This is a genomic window from Sphingobacterium suaedae, assembly GCF_042684625.1.
In the GTDB taxonomy this organism is placed as follows: Bacteria; Bacteroidota; Bacteroidia; order Sphingobacteriales; family Sphingobacteriaceae; genus Sphingobacterium; species Sphingobacterium suaedae.
The window spans coordinates 147991-169635 of record NZ_JBHULR010000006.1; the positions used below are offsets into that span (position 1 = coordinate 147991).

20 protein-coding genes are annotated in these 21645 nt (G+C 41.7%); 11 read left to right on the forward strand and 9 right to left on the reverse strand.

The window, feature by feature from the left end:
• Window positions 1-32: 32 nt before the first annotated feature.
• Window positions 33-911: a GTPase Era gene (gene era / locus ACFSR5_RS14690; RefSeq protein WP_380905116.1), complete on the forward strand. Its 879-nt coding sequence runs from the start codon at window positions 33-35 to the stop codon at window positions 909-911.
• On the opposite strand, the gene uvrC is transcribed toward era, so the two are convergent.
• From uvrC to ispF, 3 genes are all read right to left on the reverse strand, one after another.
• Window positions 908-2707, reverse strand: a complete 1800-nt coding sequence (gene uvrC, locus ACFSR5_RS14695) for an excinuclease ABC subunit UvrC (protein WP_380905118.1) — start codon at window positions 2705-2707, stop codon at window positions 908-910. The genes era and uvrC overlap by 4 nt on opposite strands.
• Before the next feature lie 139 nt (window positions 2708-2846).
• Window positions 2847-5093, reverse strand: a complete 2247-nt coding sequence (locus tag ACFSR5_RS14700) for a penicillin-binding protein 1A (RefSeq protein ID WP_380905120.1) — start codon at window positions 5091-5093, stop codon at window positions 2847-2849.
• Window positions 5094-5333: 240 nt separating this feature from the next.
• Complete coding sequence (gene ispF / locus ACFSR5_RS14705) at window positions 5334-5813, reverse strand: 2-C-methyl-D-erythritol 2,4-cyclodiphosphate synthase (protein WP_380905122.1); 480 nt, start codon at window positions 5811-5813, stop codon at window positions 5334-5336.
• A gap of 383 nt (window positions 5814-6196) precedes the next feature.
• Here ispF and ACFSR5_RS14710 point away from each other — a divergent pair, with 383 nt between their 5' ends.
• Both ACFSR5_RS14710 and ACFSR5_RS14715 read left to right on the forward strand, forming a co-directional pair.
• Window positions 6197-6772: an RNA polymerase sigma factor gene (locus tag ACFSR5_RS14710; protein ID WP_380905124.1), complete on the forward strand. Its 576-nt coding sequence runs from the start codon at window positions 6197-6199 to the stop codon at window positions 6770-6772.
• Window positions 6773-6781: 9 nt separating this feature from the next.
• Window positions 6782-7879, forward strand: coding sequence for a trypsin-like peptidase domain-containing protein (locus ACFSR5_RS14715; protein ID WP_380905126.1), 1098 nt, complete (start codon window positions 6782-6784; stop codon window positions 7877-7879).
• Window positions 7880-7953: 74 nt separating this feature from the next.
• Here ACFSR5_RS14715 and ACFSR5_RS14720 read toward each other — a convergent pair whose 3' ends face one another.
• On the reverse strand, window positions 7954-8589 hold the full coding sequence (locus ACFSR5_RS14720) for a peroxiredoxin (RefSeq protein ID WP_380905128.1): 636 nt from the start codon (window positions 8587-8589) through the stop codon (window positions 7954-7956).
• 165 nt (window positions 8590-8754) lie between these two features.
• Here ACFSR5_RS14720 and ACFSR5_RS14725 point away from each other — a divergent pair, with 165 nt between their 5' ends.
• Entirely contained in the window at window positions 8755-9891 is a 1137-nt protein-coding gene (locus tag ACFSR5_RS14725; protein WP_380905130.1) for an acyl-CoA dehydrogenase, read from the forward strand.
• 11 nt (window positions 9892-9902) lie between these two features.
• Here ACFSR5_RS14725 and ACFSR5_RS14730 read toward each other — a convergent pair whose 3' ends face one another.
• The 3 genes from ACFSR5_RS14730 to proB are packed head-to-tail and all read right to left on the reverse strand — an operon-like array spanning window position 9903 to window position 12620.
• Window positions 9903-10304, reverse strand: a complete 402-nt coding sequence (locus ACFSR5_RS14730; RefSeq protein ID WP_380905132.1) for a hypothetical protein — start codon at window positions 10302-10304, stop codon at window positions 9903-9905.
• Between the two features lie 2 nt (window positions 10305-10306).
• On the reverse strand, window positions 10307-11557 hold the full coding sequence (locus ACFSR5_RS14735) for a glutamate-5-semialdehyde dehydrogenase (RefSeq protein ID WP_380905134.1): 1251 nt from the start codon (window positions 11555-11557) through the stop codon (window positions 10307-10309).
• A gap of 28 nt (window positions 11558-11585) precedes the next feature.
• The gene (proB, locus tag ACFSR5_RS14740; protein ID WP_380905136.1) at window positions 11586-12620 is read right to left on the reverse strand and encodes a glutamate 5-kinase; all 1035 of its coding nucleotides are present in this window, start codon (window positions 12618-12620) and stop codon (window positions 11586-11588) included.
• Window positions 12621-12761: 141 nt separating this feature from the next.
• Between proB and ACFSR5_RS14745 the strand changes: the two genes are divergently transcribed.
• Window positions 12762-13190, forward strand: a complete 429-nt coding sequence (locus ACFSR5_RS14745; RefSeq protein WP_380905138.1) for a hypothetical protein — start codon at window positions 12762-12764, stop codon at window positions 13188-13190.
• A gap of 22 nt (window positions 13191-13212) precedes the next feature.
• On the opposite strand, the gene uvrB is transcribed toward ACFSR5_RS14745, so the two are convergent.
• Window positions 13213-15249, reverse strand: a complete 2037-nt coding sequence (gene uvrB, locus ACFSR5_RS14750; protein WP_380905140.1) for an excinuclease ABC subunit UvrB — start codon at window positions 15247-15249, stop codon at window positions 13213-13215.
• A 128-nt stretch (window positions 15250-15377) separates the two neighbouring features.
• On the opposite strand from uvrB, the gene upp reads away from it, so the two are divergent.
• The 4 genes from upp to ACFSR5_RS14770 all read left to right on the forward strand — a co-directional run bounded on the left by upp (window position 15378) and on the right by ACFSR5_RS14770 (window position 17789).
• Window positions 15378-16025 (forward strand): uracil phosphoribosyltransferase, encoded by a 648-nt coding sequence (upp, locus tag ACFSR5_RS14755; RefSeq protein WP_380905142.1) that lies wholly within the window; start codon window positions 15378-15380, stop codon window positions 16023-16025.
• Between the two features lie 78 nt (window positions 16026-16103).
• Window positions 16104-16577 (forward strand): ribonuclease H-like YkuK family protein, encoded by a 474-nt coding sequence (locus ACFSR5_RS14760; protein ID WP_380905144.1) that lies wholly within the window; start codon window positions 16104-16106, stop codon window positions 16575-16577.
• A gap of 62 nt (window positions 16578-16639) precedes the next feature.
• Window positions 16640-17257, forward strand: coding sequence for a nicotinamide riboside transporter PnuC (pnuC, locus tag ACFSR5_RS14765; RefSeq protein ID WP_380905146.1), 618 nt, complete (start codon window positions 16640-16642; stop codon window positions 17255-17257).
• Complete coding sequence (locus ACFSR5_RS14770; RefSeq protein WP_380905148.1) at window positions 17250-17789, forward strand: AAA family ATPase; 540 nt, start codon at window positions 17250-17252, stop codon at window positions 17787-17789. The genes pnuC and ACFSR5_RS14770 overlap by 8 nt, the downstream gene beginning before the upstream one ends.
• A 66-nt stretch (window positions 17790-17855) precedes the next feature.
• Here the strand turns inward: ACFSR5_RS14770 and ahcY are convergent, their stop codons facing one another.
• Window positions 17856-19172, reverse strand: coding sequence for an adenosylhomocysteinase (gene ahcY, locus ACFSR5_RS14775; RefSeq protein WP_380905150.1), 1317 nt, complete (start codon window positions 19170-19172; stop codon window positions 17856-17858).
• 201 nt (window positions 19173-19373) lie between these two features.
• Between ahcY and ACFSR5_RS14780 the strand changes: the two genes are divergently transcribed.
• Both ACFSR5_RS14780 and ACFSR5_RS14785 read left to right on the forward strand, forming a co-directional pair.
• Complete coding sequence (locus tag ACFSR5_RS14780; protein WP_380905152.1) at window positions 19374-19784, forward strand: BrxA/BrxB family bacilliredoxin; 411 nt, start codon at window positions 19374-19376, stop codon at window positions 19782-19784.
• Between the two features lie 195 nt (window positions 19785-19979).
• The gene (locus ACFSR5_RS14785; RefSeq protein WP_380905154.1) at window positions 19980-21623 is read left to right on the forward strand and encodes an amidohydrolase; all 1644 of its coding nucleotides are present in this window, start codon (window positions 19980-19982) and stop codon (window positions 21621-21623) included.
• The last annotated feature ends 22 nt before the right edge of the window (window positions 21624-21645 follow it).

Consider the following 21645-nt stretch of genomic DNA (forward strand, 5'->3'; position numbering starts at 1 on the left):
TTCTTTGTATTCCAAATAAAAAACAAGATAAAATGTCGCACAAAGCAGGATTCGTAAGCATCATCGGTAAACCTAATGCAGGGAAGTCAACCCTAATGAACTCATTAGTAGGTGAAAAGATGTCTATTATCACACCAAAAGCCCAAACTACGAGGCATCGAATAATCGGTATCGTCAACGATGATAATCATCAGATCGTGTTTTCCGACACGCCCGGAGTGATAAAACCCAACTACTCTCTGCAAGAGTCCATGATGAATTTTGTACAGGGCTCGCTAATCGATGCTGATGTGATCTTGTTTGTTACCGACATACACGAGAAATACGATGAGAATGATGTTATCGAAAAACTACGTAAAACCTCATCCCCAGTGGCGGTACTCATCAACAAAATTGACAAATCTTCCGAAGACGAAGTTAAAGCCAAAATCGAGTTCTGGAAAGAGAAATTAAATCCTGACATGATATTTGCAATTTCTGCTCTCCATGACCACGGTGTAGCGGGTATCATGGAATATATTAAAGAAAAACTTCCCGTACACGCACCATATTATGAAAAAGACGAACTAACCGATAAAAACATGCGATTTTTCGTCTCTGAGATGATACGCGAAAAGATCTTTAAACTGTATGATAAAGAAATTCCCTACAGTACAGAAGTCGTAGTAACAGCATACAAAGAGGAAGAGAACATTACCCGAATAGCAGCTGAAATTATTGTAGAACGAGATTCACAGAAAAACATCATTATTGGAAAAGCAGGTGCTATGATCAAAAAAGTGGGTACGTATGCTCGCCAGGACATGGAAGAATTCATTGGTGGCAAAGTATTTTTGGAGCTTTTTGTTAAAGTCATTCCAGACTGGAGAAGCAAAAAAAATTATCTCAAAAAGTTTGGTTACGACGACTAACTTCCAAAATACGCACGAAGTGCTTTAACCTGCTTTTGGTTAAGCACTCTTGCCAATTCTTCATCTGTTGCTTCCTTCACTTTTTTTGCCGACTTGAACATCTTCAAAAGTTTCTCTACTGAAGTTTTTCCAACGCCGGGAATATTTTCTAATTCCGATACGAAGGTCTTTTTGCTACGTTGGTTTCGGTGAAAAGTAATTCCAAAACGGTGCGCTTCGTCCCTTAAATGTTGAATAATTTTAAGCGTTTCCGACTTCTTATCCAGATATAAAGGATATTGGTCCCCCGGGTAGTATAATTCCTCCAATCGTTTCGCTATGCCAATTACTGTCATTTTCCTTTCTATTCCCAACAATTTCAAACTCTTCATCGCTGCTCCCAACTGTCCCTTGCCTCCATCTATAATAATGAGTTGGGGTAGATCCTGGTCTTCGTCCAACAGACGGCGATATCGTCTGAAAACCGCTTCTTCCATCGTAGCAAAATCATTGGGACCGACAACTGTTTTTACATTAAAATGCCGATAATCTTTTTTCGAAGGTTTTGCATCTTTGAAAACGACAATAGCCGAAACCGGAAAATTGCCTTGGATATTGGAATTATCAAAACACTCAATATGTCGAGGTAGCACGTTCATACGCAAGTCTTTTTGCATTTGTTTTAAGACCCTTTCAACCTTTACTTCCGGGTTCAACCGCTCATATTGAAGCATACGTTCCTTTTTAAAATAGGCTACGTTCTTCAACGACAACTCTAACAGGTTTTTCTTTTCGCCAACTTTCGGAATCGTAAACTTAATTGCATCAGATGCTTCAATATGAATATCGAAGGGGACAATGATTTCCCGCGATGTACTTTTAAAACGTCCACGTATTTCAGGTATCGCTAGCGCTAAAAGCTCTTCTTCGGTTTCATCCAATCGTTTCTTCATTTCCAACGTTTGTGTTTGGATGACGACACCGTGCACAACCTTTAAATAATTCACAAACGCATAACTTTCGTCAGATGCGATACTAAATACATCGACATCTGTAATAGACGAACTGACCACTGTCGATTTACTTTGATAATTTGCTAGCTTATCTAGTTTATTTTTAAGCTTATGAGCTGCTTCAAAGTTCAATGACGTAACCGCATCCGTCATCTGGTTTTTTAAACGGTTCGTGACCACAGCAATCTTACCATTTAGAATATCTTTAATATCTGACAAATTTTGACCATAATCTTCTTCCGATTGATAAGCTTCGCACGGCCCCTTACAGTTACCAATTTGGTATTCCAAACACACTTTGTACTTTCCTTTTGCAATGTTCTCGGGCGCAAGATTCAAGTTACATGTACGTAAAGGAAACAACTCCCGTATCATATCGAGAATAATATGCATCATGCCCACAGAAGCGTAGGGACCATAGTATCGCGAGCCATCCTTGATATACTTACGTGTCCAATAGACACGCGGAAAATGCTCATTCTTGATCACAATCCAAGGATAGGTTTTATCATCCTTCAACATAACATTGTATCGAGGCTTGTGCCTTTTTATCAAGTTATTTTCTAATAACCAAGCATCGATTTCCGTATCTACGATCGTGAATGCAATCCGGTTGATCTTGCGGACCAAGACCTTTGTTTTGCTATTCAGTTGACTTTCATTTACGAAATAAGATCCTACCCGATTGCGTAAATCTTTGGCTTTTCCGACATAAATGAGCTCATTGGTTTTATCGAAATATTGATACACCCCTGGTTTATGTGGGATTTTTTTTAGTTCTTCTCTGTAATCGAATGCACTCATATAGCAAAAAAAGTCATTATAATCTTAAAAACCGGGAAAGATCCTCTTCCGCATTTGAACGAAAACTAAATCCGCAAAAATGCCGAACAGTAAATTTCGGTAAAATTTACTGTTCGGCAATCTTAATGCTAGCAAGTTTCTAAAATCCTAACCGATCGTCGTCCAGTTGGCCTTCATCAGAAGGCGCTCCATAGAACGGAACATACTTACTACAATCTATTTCCCGCGTCAATCCTCCTGGAGGCTGCGGAAAATCTTCTTTCGTATATTTAAGGTTATTATCACTGTAAACTTTTTTCATATATAGCCCAAAAATCGGCAACGCAGCAGAAGCACCTTGTCCCGAGGCCATACTATAAAAGCGGATCCCCCTGTCTTCGGCCCCGGTCCATACTCCGGTCACTAAATCCGGTGTAATCCCGATAAACCAAGCATCAGAATTATCATTAGTTGTACCCGTTTTACCGCCAATAGGATTTGTTAGTCCGCCATACTCTGCTCTACGCAACCGCGATCCGGTACCGCCATCGACAACACCCTTCAGCATGTTTACCATAATATATGCAGACTCGCTATTGATCGCCTTAACCACTTTCGGTGTCTTTTCGTAGATAGGTGTACCGTTTTTATCTTCGATACGTAAAATCATTGTAGGTTCGATCCATGTTCCAAAATTCACAAAAGCGGAATAGGCTCCGACCATATCATATACCGAAGCCTCGTAAGCACCTAACGCTATAGATGGGTAATTCGGAACATTCGAAGTGATCCCCATTTGTTTTGTCAATGTAGCTACATTGGCGGCTCCAACTTCGTTGATGATATAAGCTGTAGCGAAGTTCTGTGAATACTTTAGAGCATTTTTCAATGTAATCGGATCTCCACCCTGGGTTGTGCCTCGCGGAGTCCAATTGCCGTAAGTCTGCATATGATTTGGCACGGTGAAACAGGGAGAATAGCCATTATCAATGGCCGTCGCGTATGTAAACGGTTTCGCCGTCGATCCGACTTGTCGTTCGGCAAGTTTTACGTGATCGAACTTGAAATGCTCAAAACTTGTTCCTCCGACCCAAGCTTTAATATAACCCGTCTTCGGCTCCATGGACATGACCGCATTACGTAAGAAAAGCTTACTGTAGCGTATCGAATCCATAGGTGTCATCATCGTATCGACATTTCCTTTATAGGTAAAGACGTTCATAGGTACCTTTTTGGCAAACTCTTTCTTAATCTCGTCTTCCGACAAGCCTGCATCTTTTAGAATTCGATACCGATCCGATCGACGCATCCCTGAGACTAGTAATTTGGCATTCGCGCCTTTGAATGGATCTGCATTTCTATATTGTCTATCGAAATCGCGTTGCAATTTCGTCATCCATTCTTTTTGAGCTTCCTCTGCATACTGTTGCATCGCATAGTTAATCGGTGTATAAATTTTTAAACCGTCCCGATCCAAATCATAGGGAGTACCATCTGCCTTGGTAATTGATAAGCGTTGAAACTCTTTTTTGATCTCCTCCTTTAAAACCGCCCTGAAATAGGGAGCCAAGCCTTCGCCATAGTTGGAGATTCGCAGTTGTAAATTGATGGGTGCACTTTTGGCTTCTTCCAGCTCTGTTCCAGTTAAAAAGTTCTGGTCAGCCATATTATTGAGTACGGTGTTGCGCCGAAGAAGGGCCCGGTCCGGAAACCTCACTGGCGAATACATTGATGTTCCCTTCAACATACCCACGAGCATAGCAGCTTCTTCAGGTTTCAACTTGTCTGGCGTTGTGTTGAAGTAGGTCCGCGCCGCCGACTTTATGCCAAAAGTATTATACGCACCGAAGTCCACTGTATTAAAATACATGGTGATAATCTCTTCTTTCGTATAGCTACGCTCTAATCGAACTGCGGTTACCCATTCCTGAAATTTCTGCATAATCCGCTTGAAGGTGTTTTTCTCCCGTCGCTCGGAAAATAGATTTAGTGCCAACTGTTGTGTGATGGTACTTCCGCCCTGTTTGTTCCCCATCAAGGTATGAAATACAGTTGTTACTGTTCGGGAATAATCTATTCCGGCGTGATCATAAAAACGTTTATCTTCCGTGGCGATTAAAGCCTGTACCAGATGAGGGGATAATTCGCTATACTTCACATTCGAGCGATTATGCTTATAGTAGGTTCCCAGAACCTTGAGCTCGTCCGTTAATATTTCTGAGGCTAGATTGCTCTTCGGATTTTCCAATTCCTGAAAGGACGGTAACTTGCCGAAAACGCCTATCCTAACACTAAAAATAAAAAAAGCTCCCAAAACGACTAACCCAACTAATATTTTCCAAAAATTTCGGGTGTACTTTTTAACATCTTCCTCCGTTAGTTTACTTTGCTTCGATTCTCTCTTCATAGCATTTATTAATACAATATGACTGCTCTATGTATACTTGATGGCAATTTTCAATTCTATCCCATCAGTTAACGTGCCAATTGTTTCACTTGATAAGACAAACGTATGTAATCTTGTTGTGGCACTTGTACTATTCAGCTAGCAAAGGTAATATTCTTGTTTCATAAGTTTTAACTTCTTCAAAAGATTCAGATGGTCGAACATACAAGGAAACATCTTCAATTTCTATTCCGTATACAATTATTCTCTCTCAAGCAAACACACCGCATACGCTACCACCCCTTCTTTTCTTCCAATGAAACCCAATGTCTCATTAGTTGTCGCCTTAACAGAAATGTCCTCGATGCTCAAGCCGGTTGCATGAGCCAGATGTATTTTCATTTCGGGAATATACGGTTTGATTTTTGGGGCTTCTAAACATAGCATGCTGTCTATGTTACCCAACTTAAATCCTTTTTGACCGATTAATCGTATGCACTCTTCTAACAAAAGTAAACTACTAACCCCTTTCCAGCGTGCGTCTGTATTTGGAAAATGATAACCAATATCTTCAAGATTTGCTGCTCCTAAAATAGCATCACAGATAGCATGAACCAATACATCGGCATCAGAATGTCCAAACGCTCCGGCTGGATGGTCCAATTTAACGCCTCCAACAATAAACGGATGTCCGTCCTTCATCTGATGGACGTCAAATCCGAAACCTACTTTTATCTTCATAATGCGGCTAAAATAGCGAATATTCTAATACCCGCCGATGCATTTAGGAAAAATCACGATGTTACTACTACCTCTTTTAATATCTTTAAAAGCACAACACAAAATAAAATCCTAGTAATATACTTTTCGAGCGTGGAGCTGTTGCATTAAATGTGTCAACTGTAACGCAAATGAGTGACAACGTTCCAATGTAACCAACTTCTCGAATTATGTGATTTTTCCTTTTCTGAAAAAAGCATTTTTTATATGCTCTTCGCGATGGAACAGCTTCTTTTTTCTATCTTTAATTCCGGAAGGATCATTTCACCGGACATCTATGAAAAAGAAATCTGAAAATAATCCACCAACAATAGGTTACTATTTGTCTAAAAAGGTATTAATAAGTGAGTAAGGAAAAAAGTGATAGCCATATTGATGCTGATATCATTCGCGGCATAGCGTTGGGAGATAATGTAGCGATACAGAAACTGTATAAATTATTCTTCCCACCAATTGCAAAAATGATCATTAACAATCAAGGTAGTAGGGAGGAAGCTCAGGATATCTTTCAGGAAACCGTAATGGTTCTTTATGACAAAGTTAGCAAAGGTAATTTCGAGCTAAGCAGTAAATTGCAAACCTTCCTATATGCTGTATCAAAACGATTGTGGCTGAAACAACTTACACGTGGTGAGTCAAAGTATTACAAGGATCAAATTGATGATCATGAAGAATCATTGGCTGCAGAAGAATCCATAACGGATCATGAAGCATTAGAAGCCAGTATAATGCATATGGAAACAGCATTAGACGCTCTCGGTGAACCTTGTAAAACAATACTTCATGATTTCTACATCCGGAATAGCTCGATGAATGAAATCTGTGAAAAATTTGGCTACACCAATACAGACAATGCGAAAACACAGAAATATAAGTGTTTGCAACGTCTAAAAAAGATGTTTTTTAAAAAAGTAAGTTAGTAGCAAGTCATGAGAAGACTTAGTCAACAAGAATTTGTAGAATGGGCAGATGCATATCTTCGAGGAGAGCTTTCCGCAGAAGAGCGGATATCATTTGAAAGATATTGCAACGAGGAACCAAGAGAAGCTGCTCAATTAGAAGAGCACAAAGCTTTTCTAGCGGACTTTAAACAAGTGGATGCGCGTATGAATTTCAAGCGCGCTTTAACCAGTACAGCGACCAAGTATCATGCGATGCATCCAGTTAAACAACCAGCAAAAATCATTAACCTATGGGATCGCCTAAAATTAAATGCAGCAGTGGCGGCAGCAATCGCTATTGTCTCCGTGTTTTCGACATTATGGCTCACAGGCTACTATTCTAATTTAAAAAAGACGACGTCTGACTATAGTGCGTTACGCCGCGATATGAATACAGTCAAGCGTAATGTAAACGCACACAATGCGGCCATTAAAAATATCAACAATAGTAGCAAAGACAATACGGAAACCATGCATTATGGTGCTACAGGCTTTATGATTACAAAAAGTGGTTACGTGGTTACCAATTATCATGTGATAACGGGAGCAGACTCTGTACATCTACAAAACCATAAAGGGCAATCTTTTAGAGCTGATATAATATTTACCAATCCAGAAAAAGACCTTGCCATCCTCCGGATCAACGATTCTACCTTCCGCGCGTTGAAAAACTTGCCATACACGTTCAAAAAACAAGATTCAGATTTGGGCGAAGATATTTACACTATTGGATTTCCAAGAGACGAAGCTGTATATGGTCAGGGTTACTTAAGTTCTGCTACAGGATATGCCGGAGATACGTTGGCTTATCAGATATCCATTCCAGTCAATCCTGGTAACAGCGGTGGCCCAGTGTTAGACAAAGAAGGGAACGTTATTGGCATTATCAGTGGCAAACAAAAAGGAATCGATGGTGCTGCTTTTGCCATCAAAACAAAAGCACTCCTAGAAACATTAAATAGTATCCCTGCAGATTCGCTAAAAGGAAACATTGTACTCAGCAATCGCAACTCTCTGAATTCTCTGTCTCGAACTGACCAGATCAAAAAACTCCAAGACTACATTTATATAGTTAAAGTGTATTAATAAATCAATCTGTAAAAAAAAGCGTGAAGTTAGCTCTTCACGCTTTTTTTATTTCCACAACGCCATCTTTATTTCTATTTATTGGGCTGAGGAGTCACTCGTAAATAAGGCTTAATTTCTTTAAAGCCTTTTGGAAATTTCGTCGGAATATCCTCTGTCTTAATAGCAGGTACCACGATCACGTCCTCACCATCTTTCCAATCGGCAGGGGTAGCTACTGAGTATTGATCCGTCAGCTGCAATGAATCAATTACTCGCAAAATCTCATCGAAGTTCCGCCCCGTGGAAGCTGGGTAAGTTAATGTCAATTTCACTTTTTTATCGGGACCAATAACAAAAACAGAACGAACCGTGGCAGTGGCCGACGCATTGGGATGAATCATATCGTACAATTCTGCTACTTTCCGATCCTTATCGGCTATGATTGGGAAATCTACTGTCGTATTTTGCGTCTCATTAATATCGTTTATCCATCCCAAATGGTCTTCTACCGAGTCGACACTCAACGCTAAGACTTTAACATTTCTTTTTTCGAATTCTGTCTTCAATTGTGCAGTCCTCCCTAGTTCGGTTGTACAAACAGGTGTATAATCCGATGGATGGGAATACAAAACAGCCCAACTTTCATTCGTGTATTCATAAAAATCAATGTTTCCTACCGATGTTTCAGCTTGAAAATTCGGGGCGGTATCTCCTAGTTTTAAACTCATATCTTTTTTAGTTTTAGTGAAATTCTATACTCTACAAATTTAGTAGATTATTTTAATTTTCAAAATGTTATCTCCCAAAACTGACGATGACCGAAAAACATTACAAATATTTTACTATGCACGCATAATAAAACGTATATTTGACTTAATCAAGATAGATCAGTTATGTATTTCGAATTAAACGAAGAACACCACCTAATTCGTGAAAGTGCACGGGAATTCGCCAGATCGTTGTTCGACGGTGTCATTGAACGGGATGAAAAAGCTCTATTTCCTTTTGAGCAAGTAAAGCAAATGGGACAACTCGGTTTTATGGGGATGATGGTAGACGAGCGATACCAAGGGGCAGGAATGGATACCCTCGCATACGTATTAGCTATTGAGGAAATATCAAAAGTTGATGCTTCCGTCGGCGTCATTATGTCGGCGCACAACTCCCTCGTACTGTTTGGCCTACAGGCATTTGGGACTGAGGAACAAAAAGAACGATTTTTGCCTCCCCTCGCTACCGGTGAAAAACTCGGTGCCTTCGCGTTATCGGAGCCTGAAGCTGGCTCTGATGCTACTTCCCAGCATACGACTGCCCAAGACCTTGGTGATCATTATTTGGTAAATGGCACTAAAAATTGGATAACTAATGGTGGGAATGCCGATGTTTATCTGGTCATTGCACAAACGTATCCCGAAAAAGGCCACCGAGGCATCAATGCTTTGATTTTAGAGAAAGGTATGGCGGGTTTTACCGTAGGTCCGAAGGAAAACAAATTGGGCATTCGCAGTTCAGATACACACTCGCTTTTATTTAACGATGTGAAAGTTCCCAAATCGAACCGTATCGGTGAAGATGGATTTGGGTTTAAATTCGCGATGAAAACGCTTGACGGTGGGCGAATTGGTATTGCAGCCCAAGCATTGGGAATAGCTGCCGGTGCGTATGAACTTGCCCTAGCCTACGCAAAAGAACGAAAGACATTCGGCAAACCAATCAGTGAACATCAAGCCATACAATTTAAGTTGGCCGATATGGAATTGGAAATTGAAGCAGCCCGTTTATTAACTTATAAAGCTGCTTGGCTGAAAGATCATGGGAAACCATATGGAAAAGAGGCAGCTATGGCTAAATTATTCGCCTCCGAAGTCGCTATGCGCACTACAATAGAAGCTGTACAGATACATGGAGGATACGGATATGTGAAGGAATATCATGTAGAACGCCTGATGCGCGATGCAAAAATTACGCAGATATATGAAGGTACGTCAGAAATCCAACGCTTGGTCATCGCGCGAGAAATATTAAAATAGGTAATTCTTACCTATTTTAATATTTGATTGATCACGTTTAAATTTCCGTAATCTTCAAAGGAAAAGCTCCCCAGTTTATTGGATACATATTCCAATAATAGTTTTGATTTCCGCAATAATTCTTGTTGAAGCTCACCCTCTGGACACAATAGTGCATCCCTCAGGAAGAGTAAGGCCAATGGGCGTATTTGCTCCGCTACTAAATCGTGGTCTACATACGACAATAAGTGCTCCTCGCTAAGACTGATGATCCAACTTCTGTCTTTATGAAAAAATTTCTGGTACCCATTTTCGACAATAGATGGATCTATCGGTTCCTCAAATGCCTCGTATCGCTCGATCAGCAACCGAAGAAACTTTCCCATCTCATTTATCCAGTTCAGGAGCGTATCTTTTTCATAACGAATCCCCATAACTAACGTATTTGTCCTTTCCCTGTAACATACCATTTTTCCGTAACCAACTTCTCTAATGCAAATGGTCCACGAGCATGCAATTTTTGCGTCGAAATACCTATTTCTGCACCTAAGCCAAACTCTCCTCCATCTGTAAAGCGAGTTGATGCATTAGCATACACCGCAGCGGCATCCACACTATCCATGAATCTGCGTATTCGTTCAGTATCCTCTGATACGATACATTCCGAATGCTTCGACGAGTATTTTGCAACGTGCTCTAATGCCTCCTCAAATTCGTCGACAACTTTCACAGAACATTGCAGAGATAGGAATTCACGACCGAAGTCTTCCTCTTGAGCTAAAGATAGGAACGGATAATCGATTGACTGCAGGCATGAAAAAGATCGCTCGTCAGCAAAGATATGCACATCAGATGCGACAAAATCTGGTGCCAAAAGAGATAGAAATGCAGCAGCAATTTCCGCATCAACCAAGACCGTGTCCAATGCATTACATACGGACGGTCGAGATATCTTTGCATTGGCCACAATTCGAGCTGCCTGCACCAAATTTGCCGATCGTTCCACATAGGTGTGACACACGCCTGCTCCCGTCTCTATCACGGGAACCTTTGCGTGTGAACGTACAAAATCAATCAAACTCTGCGATCCTCGCGGAATAATAATATCGACATATCCCGTAGCTGTCAATAGTTCGGTAACAAAGGATCGATCTGTTGGCAAAAGTTGGACAATATGAGTATCGAGGTCGTTCCTGAGCAATACTTGCTGTATCGCTGCCACTAGAACCTGATTGGTAAACCAGGCGTCCGAACCTCCCCTAAGCAGACAGACATTTCCTGACCGGATACATAGTGCGGCGACATCTACGGTTACATTTGGCCGCGATTCATAAATGACACCAACAACACCCAGCGGAACCGTTTTCTTTTCCACAAGCAATCCGTTTTCTAACGTCCTTTTCGACAACGATATACCTGTTGGGTCGGCGAGTTTCGCAACATCTTCCAAACTATTTGCGAGTGCAGCAATGCGCTCCTCTGTTAATAACAACCTATCGTAACGAGCGTCAGTTGGATCCATACGATCCAAATCCTTTTTATTCTCTGCCAAAATATTGCCGATATTTTCCCGTAACACACCAGCAATTTGGATTAAAACAGACTGTTTTTTTTTATTGGGAAGACTTTTCACACTCCCGCTTGCTTTTTGCGCGGCTCTCAACTCCGCCAGAATATTTTCCTTCATATCTTTTATTTATCAGATACCCGCCAGCTTATAACAAGACTATATCGTCCGCGTGCGCAATGGCAAGATTTTTTTTCTTGTGAATAGCCTCCAAGTCGCTCACATCAATCTTAGCTTTCGCAACGGCAAACACTTCTCCGCTCTCATTTGCGATCTGAAACACTTCTCCGGTTTCCATACTTTGATTAATTTCTACAATGCCCACAGCCAACAAACTTTTTCTATTCTGAATGGCAATCACGGCGCCCTCGTCAATTTTCACCAATGCCTTGATGAGGCTCCCGCTAGCCAACCACTTGTTTCTTGAAGAAACTCTCTTACTTTGTGCCCGACAGATAGTGCCTGTCTCTCCACGGACCGCTTTCAAGATACTATCGGTTCCATGCATACTAAAAATAACCGCTTGTATTCCCATCTGATTTGCTAGTCGTGCGAAATTAAGCTTGGAAGTCATACCTCCTAAACCAACGGTCGACTTATCCCTCCGCGCCAAACCTAACGCGTCTTTGTCAATAACAGGAATTTCAGGAACAACCTGCCCCTCCGCATCCAATACACCTGGAACAGACGTGCTAAACAAAATTTGTTCCGCACCGAAACCGACCGCAATTAAGGTCGCCAATTCGTCGTTATCAGAAAACTTGAGTTCCTTATTACTGACGACATCATTTTCATTAGCTACCGGTATCACTCCATTCTTCCAAAGTTCTTGATAGGTGTCTTTCAATTGAAGAAACTGCGCCCTGTTGGCAAAGTGCTGCCGTTCACATAAGCTTTGTGCTAAAGCTATATTAAAGGGCTTGAAGTACGTGCTGTATGTCCGTAGAAGCAACGGGTTGCCGATAGCTGCGGCCGCCTTCCGCTCGGAAATGGTGCCTTCATAATTCTTCAAGAACCTCTTCCCGGCCGCTACCGCCCCAGAGGATACTAATACAATATTATATTTGGGCTGCAACTGTGCGGTTTGCCTCGCGACCTCTAAAACAATCCGTTCATCGATCTCTCCCTCTTTAGTCGTTATAGAAGCAGAGCCAAACTTGATCACCAACACCGGCTTTTTCATTTATTAAAAATTTGATAACGTTACAACCATTCGATTAAACATTTGTAAATGTAACAAGCTTTTTTATAAAAATAAATTAGCAATTCGTTTTATTTCCACTTTGGTACGGTTTATGGTATTTCATAAAAAAGGAAAATGACCATGAAGAATTTTATCCTACTATTTACCGCAGCAGCCTTTCTATCCTGCCAAGGACCATCTACAGAAAACAAGTCGAAACCAGACTCCTCCAAACTCACCCGGATAGGAGGCGAAAAGGATGAAAATGGCTGTCTTACTGCTGCGGGTTACACCTGGTCGAAAGTGAAGAAAGACTGCATCCGTCCATGGGAAGGTACGATCACCATGAATGTCACAGATACGTCCTCTAATTTCGAGACCGCCGCTTTCGTATTTATTGATTCTGTTAAACAGCAGGCAGAAGTTTTCTTAAAAGAGGAAAAAGAAGGCGTGGTACTAGACCGTGTGTCGCCCCATCTTTTTGCAAACGAAACTTACAAACTAACACAAGAAGCACATTGTTGGTCACTGGTACATAACAACAAAACCGTCTATCAGGAGAAAAAATAACGTACCGTACGTACAGTTATGCTTATTTTTCCCCGAAACGCTCTACATACAGCTTCTCCATAGCGAACATTTCGTCGCGTAGTTTTGCTGCTTCCAAGAAATCCATTTCCTTGGCAGCTTTTTCCATTTGTTTTCGAACATTTTCTATTGCTTTTTTCAAATCCTTGTCGCCCAGATATTCCATCACCGGATCGGCGGCAACCAAACTTGCGGGATCGGGTTCTACGTAAGCTTTGGCTTCTCCAGGTTTAAAATCAGCGACAGAGGTCTGTTCTAGTATCTCCTCTCGAGTCTTACCAACGGTACGGGGTACAATACCATGTTCTGTATTATAAGCAATCTGCTTCTCTCGACGCCTAGTCGTCTCTTCAATCGTCACGCGCATACTATCTGTCATTTGATCCGCGTACATAATGACGCGTCCTCGGTCATTACGCGCTGCACGCCCGATTGTTTGGATCAAGGATCGTTCTGAACGTAAAAATCCTTCTTTATCTGCATCGAGAATAGCCACCAACGTGACTTCCGGAAGATCCAGCCCTTCCCGGAGTAAGTTGACGCCCACCAGCACATCAAATTCTCCCAAACGTAAGCCTCGCAAAATCTCTACACGTTCTAGCGTCTTGATTTCTGAGTGAATATAACGCACTTTTATGTTCAGGCGACCCATATATTTGGTTAATTCTTCGGCCATTCTCTTAGTCAGCGTCGTTGCCAAAATTCGTCCTCCTTCTTTAATCGTCTTATCAACTTCTTCGAGGAAATCATCCACCTGGTTAACGGCTGGATGCACTTCGATAACTGGATCCAAAAGCCCCGTAGGCCGAATCACTTGTTCCACGACGACTCCTTCCGTTTGCTGCAATTCATAATCGCCCGGCGTTGCAGATACGTATATGGTTTGGTTGGTCAATGATTCGAATTCCGGAAAATTTAAAGGTCGATTGTCCAATGCGGCAGGCAGACGGAATCCATGTTCTACAAGAGAGACTTTCCGCGATCGGTCGCCACCATACATCGCCCGCAACTGTGGAAGCGTAACATGACTTTCATCAATCACCAATAGATAATCCTCCGGAAAATAGTCTAACAAACAGAAGGGACGCATCCCGGGTTTCCTTCCGTCGAAAAATCGAGAATAATTTTCAATACCAGAACAATATCCTAGTTCGCGCATCATTTCCAAATCATAGTTTACCCGTTCCTCTAGACGCTTAGCTTCCAACATTTTCCCCTCCTCTTCCAGTTGCGTTCGACGTTGTACAAGTTCATCTTGTATTTCCCAAATCGACTGTGTAAATTTCTCCTTGGGGGTGACAAATAAATTAGCGGGGAATAGCGCAATATCTTCTACCTTGTTCAGTGTCTTTCCTGACACCGGATCAATCTCGCTTATTTCATCGATTTCATCCCCAAAGAAAGAGATTCGAAAAGCATAATCCAGATAAGCCGGATAAATGTCGACAATATCTCCCTTTACACGAAAAGTACCCCGTTTGAAATCGACAGTCGTTCGAGCATATAAAATCTCAACCAATCGGTGTAAGAAAGCATTTCGACTGATAGTCATCCCTACTGCGAATCGAAAGATCGATCGCGAAAAGTCTTCAGGGTTTCCCATACCATAAATACAAGACACGGAAGAGACGACTACAACATCACGACGGCCAGACATCAGAGAGGAGGTCGTCGCCAAGCGCAACTTTTCGATCTCCTCGTTAATCGCTAAGTCTTTCTCTATATAAGTATTGGACGAAGCAATAAACGCCTCAGGCTGATAGTAATCATAATATGACACAAAATAGTTTACCGCATTATCGGGGAAGAACTGTTTAAACTCTCCATAGAGCTGGGCGGCCAATGTTTTATTGTGGCTCAGAATCAATGTTGGCCGCTGTGTTTCCTGAATGACGTTGGCTATCGTAAACGTCTTTCCGGATCCAGTTACCCCTAACAATGTCTGATACTGCTCTCCTTGGTTTACGCCGGAAACCAGCTCCTGTATGGCCTGAGGTTGATCTCCTGTTGGTTTATATTCCGATGTTAAATTAAATTTCATTAAATCCTTTCGATTAAAGCTTAAAAATAGGTAAAAAACAGCGATTGTTTATCGGTTGACTGTCATGATCATGGTACAATATTGGATGGTATTTAGTAAATTAGTAGAAACTCAATAAGCCCGACACCATGGTAAAGATCTTAACCAAAGAAAACAGTATTGCAAACCACTACCTCATCGAATTACGAGATGTGCTAATACAACAAGACCGGATGCGATTCAGACGTAACTTGGAACGACTTGGAGAAATCATTGCGTATGAAATAAGTAAGACGCTCATCTATGAGCCAACTACAGTAGAAACACCTTTGGGAATGGCTACACACAACATCTTACAAAGCCAACCTGTGTTAGCAACGATCATCCGAGCTGGGCTACCGTTTCACCAAGGGTTACTAAATGTCTTTGATCGGTCGGACAGCGCATTCATTGCTGCCTATCGGCACACAAAAAAAAGTGGAGAAATGGAAATTCACAAAAAATACAGTAATACGCCAAATTTGGATGACAAGGTGGTAATCGTTGCTGATCCGATGCTGGCTACAGGGCGTAGTTTGGTACTGTGCTGTAAAGATCTATTGGCCGAATACAACATCAAAGAATTACATATCGCGGTCGTGATCGCTTCTGAAGAAGGACTACAACATGTACGCGCATTCTTACCCGAAGCCCACCTATGGATTGGAGCCGTAGATAATGAGATGACCTCGAAAGCATATATCGTTCCCGGACTAGGCGATGCGGGAGATCTAGCTTACGGGAACAAAGAGGAATAATTCATAACAGAAAATTAACACAAAATAAAAACATAATGCACTCTTTATCAATAAATTTATATCAAATATTTCATCATTATGGTTTGGCAAAAATACAACGGCGAGACGATCCGCTCCTCCATCAACGAGGCTGTTGAAGACATCATTAAAAATGAAACCCATCTCGGGAACAAATTAAAGGTGTACATCGGCACAGATTCCCAGGTAAAGCGAGGGATTATTGAATTTGCAACCGTCATCGTGTTCCTTCGAGAACATAAGGGAGGATTCATGTTTATCCACCGAGACCGAAAAACCCACAAACAAAGTATCAAAGAACGGATGCTTACCGAAGTTCAAAAATCTATTGATATTGCTTATCAACTTTGCCCTCTCTTAGACCAATACCACATAGACTTGGAAGTGCACGTAGATATTAACACAAATCCCAATTTCGAGTCGAATGTGGCATTGAAAGAAGCAATGGGCTATATTTTAGGCATGGGCTTTCAATTTAAGGCAAAGCCTGAATCTTTTGCCAGTACAAACTGCGCTAATAAAATGGTGCAATAGATAATAGTTCGTAGCACGCATTCTCTTGTTAAAGTGTATCTTTAAACCGAAAATTTAAAGGTATGCCTGAATTTTTCACCTCTCTTTTTCATCAACTAATTCATACATCCGCATTAGAATGGACAGCTACCATTACGGGATTTCTCTGTGTTTACTTAGCGGCTAGGCAGCACGTGCTCAATTGGCCGATCAGCATTATTAGCGTTTCGATCTATACATTCATATTTGTTGAGAACAAGCTTTATGGAGATGCACTCTTACAGCTCTATTTTCTTGGTACAGCCATATATGGATGGTTTTACTGGAACAAGGTAAGCACGAGCGATTATAAGCCTATAATCCTTCTTTCCAACCAAGAATTAATACGGATAACATTGCTAATCGTATTTTTTACCGTTTTATTAGGCCAGCTCCTCGATAAGTTTACGGATACAGATGTCCCACATATAGACGCCTTTTGCACCGTCACCAGTTTCGTTGCCCAGTACTTAATGACGAGAAAAATCCTTCAGAATTGGCTCCTATGGATAATTGTTAATCTATGCTATATACCGCTTTATATTCACAAAGATCTCATCTTAACTGCTGTACTTTACATGGCATTTGTTATAATTGCGTGGAATGGCTACCAGTTCTGGAAAAAGGCATTCCATAAAAACAACGAAAACATTGATGCATAAACCATTACTAAAAATTGCAATTGTCGGCCCGGAATCCACCGGAAAATCTACTGTGGCGCAGACCATAGCCGCCAAGCTTCAAACCGTCTGCGTTCCTGAATATGCCCGTTATTATTGCAAAAATCTCCATAATCAATACACCTTGCAAGATGAGGTCAATATGTTTTACGGCCAGGTTGCCCTAGAAGACGCCCTAACGTCTTCTGCAAAAAATCATCTATTAATCTGTGATACGACGATATTAACCGTAAAAGTTTGGTGTGATCACCTATTTGGGCATACTCCGACGGAAGTCACGGATGAGATAAAATCGAGAGCGTATGATTTTTACTTACTGATGGATATCGACTTACCTTGGCAGGATGATCCCCTACGCGATTTTCCAACCCAGCGCGCTCATTTCATGCGCGTTTGGAAGGCGGAACTAAATGGCTTAGACGCTTCCTACGAAGTGATATCCGGCACAGGTCAACAGCGGTTGATTAATGCCCTTCAATGTATCCTTCAACGATATCCCCATTTACGCCCATAAAAAAGAAAATCCCCATCGTCGGTTGATGGGGATAATTAGCAGATACAATGTTCTACCAATAACCTATTAATAGCGGTACGCGTCAGGCTTGTAAGGCCCTTCTACGCTCACACCAATATATGCAGCTTGCTCTTCCGTCAATGTTTCCAACTCGACACCAATATGTTCAAGATGTAACCGCGCCACTTTTTCATCTAAATGCTTGGGCAGCGTATAGACCTTCTTTTCGTATTGATCAGTATTTGTCCATAATTCCAATTGTGCCAATGTTTGATTCGTGAACGAGTTAGACATGACAAACGAAGGATGACCTGTTGCACACCCCAAGTTGACCAACCGCCCTTCCGCTAATAAAATAATATCCTTTTCTTCGACAGTATATTTATCTACCTGTGGTTTGATTTCCACCTTACTTTCTCCATAATGTTGGTTCAACCATGCAACGTCTATTTCATTATCGAAATGGCCGATATTACAAACAACTGTTTTGTCTTTCATCGCACGGAAATGTTCACCACGTACAATGTCTTTATTTCCCGTGGTTGTGACGATAATATTCGCTTCTTTTACAGCATCAGCCATTTTCTTCACTTCATAACCTTCCATTGCCGCCTGTAAAGCACAGATCGGGTCTATCTCCGTTACGATCACACGTACGCCGGCAGAACGCAACGATTCAGCCGACCCCTTACCAACATCACCGTATCCCGCGACGACGGCGACTTTGCCGGCTAACATTAAGTCTGTAGCTCTACGTATCGCATCAACCAACGATTCACGACATCCATATTTATTATCGAATTTCGATTTCGTCACCGAATCATTTACGTTGATGGCCGGTAAATGAAGCGTACCATTTTTCATGCGTTCATATAAACGATGTACACCCGTGGTGGTCTCTTCGGAGAGACCTCTGATACCATCAATCAACTCTGGATACTTATCAAAAACCATATTCGTTAAGTCGCCACCATCGTCTAAAATCATATTAAGTGGTAAACGTTCCACCCCAAAAAACAGGGTTTGCTCAATACACCAATTAAACTCATCTTCAGTCATACCTTTCCATGCGTATACTGGAATTCCGGCAGCAGCAATGGCCGCAGCTGCATGATCTTGTGTAGAAAAGATGTTACAAGAAGACCAGGACACATCAGCTCCGAGCTCGACCAACGTTTCGATAAGCACGGCTGTCTGTATCGTCATGTGTAAGCAACCAGCAATACGCGCTCCTTTTAAAGGCTTGGTTGTACCAAATTCTGAACGAAGGCTCATTAAGCCGGGCATTTCGGCTTCCGCCAACTCTATCTCTTTTCTTCCCCACTCCGCCAAGGAAATATCTTTCACTTTGTAAGGAACATACGTTGTTGCTATTGAAGACATATTTTATTTTTTAGAAACACAAAAATAGCCTATACACCCTTGATTTCAAAGCAATTTAAGAAAGAATACAGCAATTCTGACATTATCTTGAGGATAAGATCTTGATTCGAGTCCGACAATCCATTACCTTTGTTTGAGATAAGCTGGACTGAAAGGTTTAGGCTATTTCGTTTTACTATTTAGAATTTTAATTAAAAAAGCATGTATCCAGAATATTTAGTAGCACCAATGCGTCAAGAACTTGTTGACGCTGGTTTTCAGGAGCTAAAGTCGGTTGAAGAGGTAGATACCGCTATTCCTTCCGAAGGGACCGTATTCGTAGTTGTTAATTCTGTGTGTGGATGTGCCGCTGCGAACGCACGTCCTGCAGCTCGCTTCGCCGTTGAAAACGGTAAAAAGCCGAGTAAGTTAGTCACTGTATTCGCAGGGATGGAAAAAGACGCTGTCGATAAAGCACGCGAATATATGCTTCCTTATCCACCATCATCTCCGGCAATGGCTTTATTTAAAGATGGGAAACTAGTACACATGATCGAAAGACACATGATTGAAGGACGTCCTGCGCAGATGATTGCTGACAATTTAATTGCGGCCTTCGACGAATACTGCTAGACACTAATTTTGATTTTTGAATGAAAGGCTCACTTGATTTTTAGTGGGCCTTTTTAACCGTATATTCAAATCCCTTCGATGACCCTGCGGATAGAACACATCTATCCATACGCTATACCTTTTCAAATTGAGAGCACGCTTAATGCGTCAACTTTTCAATCCTTTTTTGTAAATTAGGACCAAGTACGCTACTCAATGAAAAAACTCCTTCCCATCCTACTCTGTCCAATTGTTTGGTTATTGATTCTTCAATGCACGACCAATAAGGAAGTCGACCTCATTGTCTATAATGCAAACATTTATACTGTAGATTCTAGCTTTTCTCAAGTACAAGCGTTCGCCGTCAAAAACGGCGTCTTCGTAGACATCGGAACAACCCAGGAAATACGGGATAAATACATCGCCAAGGAAGAATTTGACGCTGAAGGAAAACCAATCTACCCAGGATTCTATGATGCTCATGCGCATTTTTTTATGCTTGCCGAGCTTTTGGAACAGGTTGATTTAAATGGAACACGATCGCTTGGTGAAGTTATCGAAAAACTCAAAGCCTATCAAAAAGCTTACCCCGACAAAAAATGGATCACAGGAGGCGGTTGGGATCAGAACTTATGGGAAGATAAAACATTTCCAACGAAAGATAGCCTGGACAAGTACTTTCCGGAGACGGCTATTTTTCTCTCTCGGGTTGATTATCATGCTGCCCTAGTAAACAGCAAGGCTTTGGAAATTGCTCATGTCGATTCAGCACATGTCGTAGAGGGTGGGTTGATTGCTGCCGACAGTATAGGGATGCCCACAGGGCTCCTGATAGACAACGCCATGCAACTTGTCTCGCAGCATATTCCTGATCCGGAAGAAAGGCCGCTATTGTTAGGTTTGCGCCGGGCCCAAGATTCGCTATTCTCTGTAGGACTAACGAGTATTGTCGACGCAGGCCTTACACTAGAGCAATTGGAATATTTGAAAAAATTCTACCAACAAGACTCTTTGAAAATACGTGATTACGCCATGATTGCAGGTAATCCAAACAGTATCGAAAAATACATTAAAGAGGGATTTTATGAATCTGATAGATTGTCTATCCGATCCGTTAAATTAATGGCGGATGGGGCTCTCGGTTCACGGGGAGCATGCTTACTCGATCATTACCATGACGCCCCCACACGTGGCTTTTTACTACATAGTCCACAAGAATTCGACCAAGTCATCAAAAAACTAGCTAATAGCGACTTTCAGGTGAACACTCACGCTATCGGAGATTCAGCGAATCGACTCATGTTAGATACGTATGGAAAATATCTCAAAAACGGAAAGAAGCGTCGCTGGAGAATAGAGCACGCGCAAGTAATCGCTCCAGCAGATTTTTCAAAATTTGCACAGTTTCATATTATCCCCTCTGTACAACCCAGCCATGCGACTTCCGATATGTACTGGGCCGAAGAGCGCTTGGGCCCTACACGTATTAAAGGAGCTTACGCCTACAAAGAGCTTCTTAAACAATATGGAAAATTGGCGTTGGGAAGTGATTTTCCGGTAGAACACTTCAATCCATTGTACGGATTTCACGCAGCGGTAGCCCGAGTGGATAAGACCGGTTTTCCGAATGGCGGCTTTCAAACAGAAAACGCCATCACACGTGAAGACGCTTTACGAGGTATGACTATTTGGGCTGCTTTCGCCAGCTTTCAGGAAAAGAAAAGAGGGAGCATTGAACGGGGCAAAGATGCCGATTTTGTTGTTCTAGACAACGATATTATGACAGCTGAGTTGCCTGACCTTCGGTTGATAAAAACGCTACGAACAGTAATAGGCGGAGAAACCGTATTCCATCGGTGACTGGAAAAGACCATGCAAAAAG